Below are 8,520 nucleotides of genomic sequence, written 5' to 3'. Positions count from 1 at the left end.
TGCACACGCACCGGGCCCCCATCGGCCTGTCCACCCCCTCCCGGCAAAGCCGGGAGGGAACGGAGCGTGGCCGTGCAACGCCGGGGCCGCCGACACCATGATGCCGGTCGGCGGCCTGCGCCGTGCTGTTCGAGGAGCGCGAAGTTGATGCGCCCGGTGTTGGTCAGAACGAACAGCAGCCGCGGGCGACCGGGTGGCGGTGACGAGGAGGCAGCGGGCTGGACAGGGCGCGGAGTGGGCGGCCTGGACGGCTCGGCTGCCCTGGTCGATGGCCGTTTGGGCCTCGCCCCGACTCCGAGGGTCAGCTGCAGCCGGTCTGTCACGCCGAGGCATCGCAGACCCGCGCCATGCTGCACGCCACCCTCACCCGGCGCCGCGCCGTTCCCGAGCACCAGGACGACCGGGATCTCGACGGCGACCGCGAGGACGATGGCCAGGAACACGGGCTGCTCGGTGACATCCGCAGCCAGGTCCGCCGACGGTCCGCCGGGATGACGCTGGAGGCCGTAGCCGCGGCGGTGACCCATTGAGCGCACCGCCGGGCGCTGCGCCGGGGCTGCCACCGACGTCGCGGCCGGTCCGGCGGTACGGGGTCGCGGAGAACGGCGGCGGCGTGGGTGAGGAAGGCGCGCGCTCCGTCCGGAGACGGATGCCGGTCGGCGGTCCGCCACCGTGCGGGGGAGGGGGAAATCGCTCGTGGGGAGGAACGGACTTCACTCCGCAGCGGGAGGTGTCGGGAAGCATGCCGCGCGACAGTGGTGGCGGTATCGACAGCCGAACCTACTGGAGTGAACTGTCATGAAATCCTCCCTACTTGACTGGTATCCGTCCCGAACGCGCCATGCTTTGCGGGGCCGCACCGCGGCGGCCGCGGCACTCGCCGTACTCAGCACGATCGCCGCCGGTGTTCCCTCGGCCGCCGCTGCGCCCGCCTTGGCAGGCGGTGCCGCCGCCGACTCGGCAGGCCATCCGGTGCGGGTGTCGGGGGCCGCCGGCACCACGCTCACCAACTTCTTCCCCGGCTTCGCCGGGGACGACGTCCGTATCGAGATCGACGCCCGGGCAGCGGTGGACGGGCAACCGGCAGGCACCACAGGGCGCTTCCACGTCGTCCACCGTCATGTCGACGGCCGACTCGTCGCCGACTTCGCGGGTGACATCACCTGCCTCGCCGTGGGCGGCCGGGACGCGATTGCGACCGGCGTCATCACAAGCGGCCAGGTGCCGTGGTTCCCGGGGACCCGGTTCATCGGCACGCGGGTCGCGGTCACCCTGCAGGACAACGGCAACGGCCGGGCCAGTCGGGCCGGTTGGCTCTGGGGTGCCTTCGGTGTACCGATCTCCGACTGCCAGGGCAGCGTGCCTTTCATCGCCATGACGCACGGTCGCTACATGGTGCGCGGCTGACCACCGACCGCTCCCGCCGGGCCGACCACACGAGGGGATGGCCGGCCCGGCGGCGCGGGACTGCCGGGGCCGCGATGCCGCACTCCGGCGATGCCGGGCGCGTTGTGCAGCGTCTCCTCGCAGGCGCCCTGTTCACAACGCGGTCGTCGGGCGCGGTGCGTTGCGTTTGTCGTAGTAGGTGGGTCGGAGTCGGCCGGTGAGTGAGAGGAAGGCGACGAAGGCGCCGGTGACGGCCCAGCCTGGCCAACCGGCCAGGCCCATGGTCAGGGGGTCCAGGGTGGCGTCGGGGTCGGCGAACTCCTTGAGTGTTGCCACGCTCAGGGTGCTCGCGAAGGCGTGTGCGAACACGGCCGGCACGACTGAGCCGGAGCGGAGGCGCAGCCAGGTGAAGACCGGCAGGATGAGGATGCAGCTGACGGTGAGTGCGGGTACCGCCAGGTACCAGGGCCTGCCCGGGTACTGTCCGCCCATCAGGAGTGTGGGCAGGTGCCAGAGCGCGAACGCCGAGCCGGTGAGTACGTAGGCCCGGATCAGGCCGGCCGTGCCATCGGCGCGGAGCAGGCGGGGGAAGAGGAATCCCTGCCAGCCGAGTTCCTCACCGAAGAACAGTGGCAGTGAGACCAGCATCCCGATCAGGCCCTGGAGCGCCCATTCGGCGACTCCGCCTGCGGTGAGCGTGTCGGGCCCGGCGAGGGGGTAGGTGCCTGCGAGGGTGCCGAGGGCGATCACTGCTGCGGTGAGGGCGGCGAGGACGCCGATCGGCAGCAGGCAGGCGAGAAGGGCGCGGGTCAGGGGTCGGGGTAGGCGTAGTGCGAGGGCGTCGCGTACCCGTGTGCCGTCGCGTTCGACGAAGCGCACGACGAGGATGGCGGCGAGGGCCGGGGCGAACATCGCGGCTGCGATGCAGGCCTGTTCGAGCGTTCCCGGTTCCTCCCGGGCGTTGCCGCGCTGGAATCCGGTGGCGAGCAGGGGTGACATGGCTGCCCACATGCCTGCATAGGCGAGGCCGAGATAGACGAGGAGTGCGCGTCGCCGGGTGGCGGGCGGTGCGGGTCGTAACGGGGTCGAGAGTGTCATGTCGCAGACGGTACGGACCCGAAGGGACACCGAGGAATCCAGCCAACCACCGTATGGAGGTGGGGCTTTCCCCCCTCGACCCTCCCGCCCCTCGCAGCCCCGCTCGTCCGCGGCCGGCCCCGTCGGGCCCTGCGGGCGATCAAGGCCTCTGAGGCCGTCCCGGCGGCGGGGCCACCGCGACGAAGTACGGCGAGTTTGCCCGGCGACTCCTGCACGGCCCGTTCGACCAGCGGACGGAGCCGGTGCCGGTACAGGAACCTACGGCTGGTAGAGGGCGCGGACGCGCGTCAGGTCGGCAGGCCCGTCCTGGCCGATGTGGAAGAAGTGGTTCACCTGCCATGCCTGCGTGTTGCGGGCCTGCCGGTTGGTCGTGGTCGCCCACGGCGGGTAGACGCGGAACCCTCGTTTTCCGCCGGAGCCGTTGCGGGAGACGACGTCGCGCTCGCACAGCACCTCGCTCGGGAACACGAACTGTCCGAAGCCGTTGCCGTCGCGGCTGCTGATGACGAAGAGGTCCACACCGCCGTCGGCGTCGAAGGGCCGGATCGGCCCCTCCTCGGACCGCTGCCAAAGGGTGACGAACTGGCCCACCTTCGTCGGGGTGGTTTTGGCCACACGGAACCGGACCGAGCGGTCATCGAGCGTGAACCCGCAAGCCGCGTATTCGCCTCCCTCTGGTTCGGGCACCGGCAGTGAGCAGGTGAAACCGCTCGGGTCGTACACCAACGCCTTCGCCGCCAGCAGGTCACCGTGAAGCCCCGCCCACAACTGATTCGTCACCATGCCGTCATCCTGCCATCGCGACCGCGTGCGCGGTCGCGCCCCTCACACCCAGCCAAGGCGACCTGTCGGGGTGCGCCGCAGCGGGTCGCCCAGGGTGCGGGTGAGGCCGGCTTCGTGCTGGTCGCATGCCGTGCTGTACACGGGCCTCCTGCCGTAGCTCAGCACCTACGGCCGAGTTTTGGAACCCCGCAGGGCTGGCGATCTCCGCACGGCAGGGCGAACCAGCCTGCGCCGTACGTCGGTTGGTGCACTGATGCGCGGTGGCCACGATGGCGTTCCCCCTCCGCGGCGAGGCGGTCGGGGTGTTGGCACAGGGTCCCCGGGCTCGTCGAACACACCATTGCACATGTCACATACCCAGCGCGAGGGCGCGGTTGTGGAGTTCTTCGAAAGACGTGGTGCTAAGCCGTGAAGTCCTGCGAAATCGAGTGTCGGACCCCCGTCGATCGACCGGGAAAGCCTCCGCCGATCGGCGGGGAACGGGGCTTCGGTATCTAGCTGACAATATGTCGCACAAGGCGGCGGGAGGCAGCGGCGGAAGCTGGAATCGGGCCGCTGTTCCACTTGTCGGCCGGGCCGAATTCGGCCTCGAATCGGGTGGTGCCCGCATGTGGAAACCCGGCTCGTTGCTCGCCGTGCCGCTTCTCCGGCATGTGCGGTGACGGCCCATCCGCCCGCCCCGGTCGGGCTCCAGTCGGCACGTTGGGCCCGGTCGGCGCGCGTGAATGCTGCGGACCGATCGCCGGCAAAGTGCGTATGCAAACGCCAAGGGTGGCGCAAGTGGAAACGGCCGTTCGGTCGCATGGAAAGCAGCCTGCCCGTGGCGCGCCCCGACGAGCGTCGGCCGAGGTCAGGGGCGCCGGCGCGGCAGCAGAAGGTCACCCGATGCACCTGGTCGGTCACCGTGTGCACGAGGCTGATTTCGTCAATCCTGACGCTTGACCAAACCCCTTTGAAGGTCACTAACATGATCCGCCATCAGGCCGCAGCGGGTTTCGATGCACCTCACGGCCTGCACGACTCGGGGTCGCCGTCGGGCGGCCCCGCCATCACAGGCGCCGGGCCAGTGCCTCGCCATGCCACTTTCGGGGGATCGCTATGAGGAAGCCGTACACAGACTGATGCCATGGCCACTTCGGCCATGATCAGAGCCATATTCCGGAACTGCCTTGTCACGCCGCCAGATTGAAGTGGCGTCGGATAAGTGCGTTCAAACTGCCTCTCGTCGGCCGGGATCTACCGGCCTCCCATGGGTTTCCCCTGAACGAAACACCTGGCAGCACTGCGCACGGCTGCCCGCCGTGCCGGTCCGGCACGCCTGTCCTCAGAGAAGGAATTGCCGCATGCACGGTTCTCCCCCCTCCCGTTGGCGGAGGGCATTCACCGCAGTCGCCACCGGCCTGGCGACCGCCGGCGCCCTGGTAGGCACCGCCGGCCCGGCCTTGGCGAACTCCACCGGCACGGTGACCGCGGGTCAGGGCAACTACTCGTACATCAACGAGCGCAGTGCGCCGCACCTGTCCGCGTCCGTCGTGGGACAGGCGAAGATCGGCAGCACGGTGAACATGCAATGCCGGACCCAGGGCGACACCGTCGAGAACAACGCGCGCTGGATCCGATCCGGCTCGTTCTACATCGCTGACGCCTTCATCGCGCAGAACACCGACAGCCTGCCCGCCTGCGGCGGTGCGGTCACCCTCAACATCTCCATGCAGAAGCAGGTCCAGGACGAATGGTGCTGGGACGCCTCCGGGCTGACCCTCGCCAACTACTGGGGCTACACCCAGTACAGCCAGTACGACTTCTGCCGACTCGCGCACCAGTACAGCGGCGTCAGCTGCAACGACCAGCCCGCCACGCTCGACGACATGGCGGGCGCGCTGTGGGAGATGGGCTTCGCCAGCACGGGCTACGACCTCTACCGCAGCGCCACCTTCGCCGAGACCGCCAACGAGATATCCGGCAACCGGCCGTTCGCGGTGCGGATCGGCTGGGCGGCCGGCGGCGGGCACATGAACGTGATCTACGGCTACGACCCGTCCTCAAGCATGATCGCCGTCGGCGACCCGTGGCCGTCCACCCAGACGTACACCTGGTGGAACTACGGCAGTTACGCCAGCAACAGCTCGTTCGCCTGGACCCACTCCCGGATCGGGATCCACAACTGAGGAAGGCTCGCCCCACATGCGAAACCACCACCGCACCGGTCGGCGGGCAGCCCGCCTGGCCTCGCTCACCGTGGGCGCGACGGCGTTGCTGACCGCCGTCTGCCCGCAGGCCCTGGCCGATGACCGGCCGGGCGTCCCGGACCCGTCGGGCGCGCAGCAGGTCCTGGCCTCCGACCAGGTCCACAGCACCGTCTCCCGCTTCCTCGGCACGGTCGCCGCGGCCGGCAACGGCGTCCCGGCCATGCCGACAGCCGGCATGGCCGCGGACAGCAGCCAGCCGTTCAGCATGGACACCCCCGTGGCGCTGTACGAGCTGTCACCGGACTTCGTCAAAGGCACCAAGCCCGCGACGGTCGGCAACGCCGTGCGCCTGTCCTTCCTGGCCGCACCGGTGACCGGCAAGGACGGCCACCACGCGGACGTCCTGCTCAGCCACGGCGCCAACTCCTGGCAGCTGGCCGGGATCCGCGACGGCGACGAGGACGCCCGCTACGCCAGGAAGGCCACCCAGGGCAGCACGGTCTTCAGCGAGCCGCAGATCCACGCCTGGTACGCGCTCGCGGGCAACAAGGTCCAGCCGCTGAACCACGAGGCGCAGGACGGGCTCGGCGGCCGCGGCAGTGTGTCGCTGACCGACTACCAGAAGCTCGTCCATCAGCGCTACGCCGACAAGACGCCGGGCTCCTCCTACGACCGCAACGGCCTGGCCGGCGGCTACGGTCTGGCCAACGCCGCACCGGCCCATCCGTCCCGGCCGTCGACCACGGTGCTCGCAGCCGCCGGCGCCGCACTGGCCCCCGCCGCCGGTGTCGTGCTCCTGCGCCGGCGTCGCTCGCGCACGGCCCGCCAGGCGTAAGGCCGCACGTCGCCGACGCTTCGGACGCCGACGGCCGCGATCGCGCGGCTCCCCGGATCGACCCACCGTGTCCCGAACGGCGGAATCGGGACGGGACCCGGGGAGCCGCTCACCGGCCGAAGAAAACGGCGACGCCGCCGCGTGTCAGGCGCTATGCGTGCGGGTTCGTCGTCCGACCTAGGTCTAGTCCGGACTCACGGGCGCAGCCGCCAGAGCTGGAGAGGGCTCTCCGCGGTGCCGGTGTACCCGATCATGGCCAGGGCGCGGCCGTCCGTGCTGAGCGCGGCGGTGCCCCGCTCGAAGCCGGGCAGGGAGGCCACCTCGGTGTCCTGGTTGAGCTCCCAGACGTGGGCCCGGTGGTCCGCGCCGCCCTCCACGAGCAGGGTCCCGCCGTCGGCGCTGATCGCCCGGGGTACCCCGAACAGCGGTCGGTGGGTGCCCTCCAGGCCGCTGGAGACCTGCCGGCGGTGCAGCACACCGCCCCCGTCGGCGGCGAGCAGGACGGTCTCGTCCGGGCTGAACGCCAGACAGTCGATGTAGTCGGTGAACCCGGTGAGGGTGCGCAGTGCGGTGCGGGCCGGCACGTCCCAGAGCCGGACCGTGGCGTCGCGGCTGCCGCTGGCCAGCATGGTGCCGTCCGGGCTGAAGGCCAGCGCGGTCACCATCATCCGGTGCCCGGTGAAGGTGGCCAGCTCGTTGCCGGTGGCCTGATCGAACAGGTGGACGGTGCCGTCGTCGGAGCCGATGGCCAGTTTGCTCCCGTCCTGGCTGAACGCCACGCGTACGGAGTTGGTGACGATGCTGAAGGTGTGCACGGGGTTGCCCGTGGCGGTGTCCCACAGCCGCGCTGCGCTCGCCGCGTCCGCGGTGGCCACCAGCTGGTCGTTCGGGCTGAACGCGAAGTCTTCGATGATGTCGGTCGGGCCGTGGAGCACGGTGGTCTGGTGGGTCACCAGGTTGAAAAGCCGGCCGTCGTTGTCGGCGGAGGAACTGGCCAGCCAGTTGCCGTCCTGACTGAAGCTCAGTAGCCGTTGTCGTACCGATCAGGGCGCTTGCCGATCGAACGGGAGTCTCGATCGGGTGATCACGGGCCTGCGGATGCATAGAGGCAGGGCCTCCTGCACAGTTCGGGGATTGTCGAAGTCCTACCGAGCAACAGAGAGGCCCTGTTGTCCCAGTCTGTCGCGCTCGTGCCTGTTGCGTCCAACTTCCGCGTGTCGTCGTGTGATTATCTCGCTCACACGTACGGGAACGCGGCCGACCACGGTGAGCGCGTTCGACGGTATCCGTCGGACATGACCGACGCCGAGTGGGCCCAGGTCCGCGTCGCACTGCCCACGCCCGGATGGCTGGAAGGCAGGGGCGGGCAACCGGAGGCGTACTGCCACCGGACGATGCTGGACGCGATCCACTACCTCGTCGACAACGGCATCAAGTGGCGGGCGATGCCCGCGGACTTCCCGCCGTGGGACCGCGTATACGCGTTCTTCCGCCGCTGGCGCGACCTGGGCCTGGTCAAGGAGTTCCACGACCGACTGCGGGCCAAGGTCCGCACCCGGGCGGGCCGGGACGCCCAGCCGAGCGCGGGCGTGATCGACTCGCAGTCGGTCAAGGCGGACGCCGTCGTCGGCGCGGACAGCCGCGGCTTCGACGGCGGCAAGCTGATCAACGGGCGCAAGCGGCACGTCGTGGTCGACACGCTCGGCCTGCTCCTCGCGGTGGTGGTCACCCCGGCGGACATCGGCGACCGCGCCGCCGCCGAGGTGTTGCTCGCCCAAGTCGCCGACGCGCACCACCTGCTGGAGCTCATCTGGGCCGACGGCGGCTACACCGGCCCACTCATCACCTTCTGCCTCACCGCCCTGGCGCTGGTGCTGGTCATCGTCAAGCGCAGCGACGACCAGAAGGGGTTCGTGGTGCTGCCCAAGCGGTGGATCGTCGAACGATTCTTCGCCCACCTGATGCGCACCCGCCGTCTCGTGCGCGACTTCGAGCGATCCACCAGCAGCGCCGAGGCGATGATCTACTGGTCGATGACCCTGCTCATGACCCGCCGCCTGGCCCGGCCACGCCCTTCGCGAGCGTGAACCGGCCCGGCGCCGGCTCGGCCAGCCAACCGCGGGCCACCAGGCGCTCGCCTTCGACCGCAGCGCCTCCACCTTCGCCGGCACCGCCTCCAGGCCGAAGCAGGAAGCCATCTCCTGGCAGGTCAGCGGATCTTGACCGAGC

The 8,520-nt window shown here is 70.2% G+C and carries 8 protein-coding genes and 2 pseudogenes; 5 read left to right on the top strand and 5 right to left on the bottom strand.

What is annotated here, in order from left to right:
- Positions 1-347 precede the first annotated feature (347 nt).
- Together ACWDAK_RS40020 and ACWDAK_RS40015 are read left to right on the top strand one after the other, a co-directional pair.
- Positions 348-530 (top strand): hypothetical protein, encoded by a 183-nt coding sequence (locus tag ACWDAK_RS40020; protein ID WP_344641487.1) that lies wholly within the window; start codon positions 348-350, stop codon positions 528-530.
- 316 nt (positions 531-846) lie between these two features.
- Entirely contained in the window at positions 847-1,407 is a 561-nt protein-coding gene (locus ACWDAK_RS40015; protein ID WP_427396203.1) for a hypothetical protein, read from the top strand.
- Between the two features lie 132 nt (positions 1,408-1,539).
- Here the strand turns inward: ACWDAK_RS40015 and ACWDAK_RS40010 are convergent, their stop codons facing one another.
- Both ACWDAK_RS40010 and ACWDAK_RS40005 read right to left on the bottom strand, forming a co-directional pair.
- A complete protein-coding gene (locus ACWDAK_RS40010; RefSeq protein WP_427396204.1) occupies positions 1,540-2,484 on the bottom strand; it encodes a CPBP family intramembrane glutamic endopeptidase in 945 nt (314 codons plus the stop codon).
- 258 nt (positions 2,485-2,742) lie between these two features.
- A complete protein-coding gene (locus ACWDAK_RS40005; RefSeq protein ID WP_344641484.1) occupies positions 2,743-3,267 on the bottom strand; it encodes a MepB family protein in 525 nt (174 codons plus the stop codon).
- A gap of 1,343 nt (positions 3,268-4,610) precedes the next feature.
- On the opposite strand from ACWDAK_RS40005, the gene ACWDAK_RS40000 reads away from it, so the two are divergent.
- The gene (locus tag ACWDAK_RS40000) at positions 4,611-5,435 is read left to right on the top strand and encodes a papain-like cysteine protease family protein (RefSeq protein WP_344641483.1); all 825 of its coding nucleotides are present in this window, start codon (positions 4,611-4,613) and stop codon (positions 5,433-5,435) included.
- A 16-nt stretch (positions 5,436-5,451) separates the two neighbouring features.
- Positions 5,452-6,291 (top strand): hypothetical protein, encoded by an 840-nt coding sequence (locus ACWDAK_RS39995; protein ID WP_344641482.1) that lies wholly within the window; start codon positions 5,452-5,454, stop codon positions 6,289-6,291.
- Between the two features lie 194 nt (positions 6,292-6,485).
- Here ACWDAK_RS39995 and ACWDAK_RS39990 read toward each other — a convergent pair whose 3' ends face one another.
- Both ACWDAK_RS39990 and ACWDAK_RS39985 read right to left on the bottom strand, forming a co-directional pair.
- Positions 6,486-7,244: a WD40 repeat domain-containing protein gene (locus tag ACWDAK_RS39990; protein ID WP_427396205.1), complete on the bottom strand. Its 759-nt coding sequence runs from the start codon at positions 7,242-7,244 to the stop codon at positions 6,486-6,488.
- A gap of 12 nt (positions 7,245-7,256) precedes the next feature.
- A pseudogene (locus tag ACWDAK_RS39985) lies at positions 7,257-7,316 on the bottom strand (hypothetical protein); the annotation flags it as partial.
- A gap of 270 nt (positions 7,317-7,586) precedes the next feature.
- On the opposite strand from ACWDAK_RS39985, the gene ACWDAK_RS39980 reads away from it, so the two are divergent.
- Complete coding sequence (locus ACWDAK_RS39980) at positions 7,587-8,378, top strand: IS5 family transposase (protein ID WP_427396206.1); 792 nt, start codon at positions 7,587-7,589, stop codon at positions 8,376-8,378.
- Here the strand turns inward: ACWDAK_RS39980 and ACWDAK_RS39975 are convergent.
- A pseudogene (locus tag ACWDAK_RS39975) lies at positions 8,335-8,520 on the bottom strand (hypothetical protein); the annotation flags it as partial. The gene ACWDAK_RS39980 and the pseudogene ACWDAK_RS39975 overlap by 44 nt on opposite strands.

It is taken from the genome of Kitasatospora sp. NPDC001175 (assembly GCF_053598215.1).
Note: the sequence above shows the minus strand (reverse complement) of the source record. Positions and strands in the feature narration are given on the sequence as shown.

Coding starts and splice junctions, on each gene's coding strand:
- ACWDAK_RS40020 (WP_344641487.1), top strand. CDS start 348: ATGCTGCACGCCACCCTCACCCGGCGCCGCGCCGTTCCCGAGCACCAG.
- ACWDAK_RS40010 (WP_427396204.1), bottom strand. CDS start 2,484: ATGACACTCTCGACCCCGTTACGACCCGCACCGCCCGCCACCCGGCGA.
- ACWDAK_RS39995 (WP_344641482.1), top strand. CDS start 5,452: ATGCGAAACCACCACCGCACCGGTCGGCGGGCAGCCCGCCTGGCCTCG.
- ACWDAK_RS40000 (WP_344641483.1), top strand. CDS start 4,611: ATGCACGGTTCTCCCCCCTCCCGTTGGCGGAGGGCATTCACCGCAGTC.
- ACWDAK_RS39980 (WP_427396206.1), top strand. CDS start 7,587: ATGACCGACGCCGAGTGGGCCCAGGTCCGCGTCGCACTGCCCACGCCC.
- ACWDAK_RS40005 (WP_344641484.1), bottom strand. CDS start 3,267: ATGGTGACGAATCAGTTGTGGGCGGGGCTTCACGGTGACCTGCTGGCG.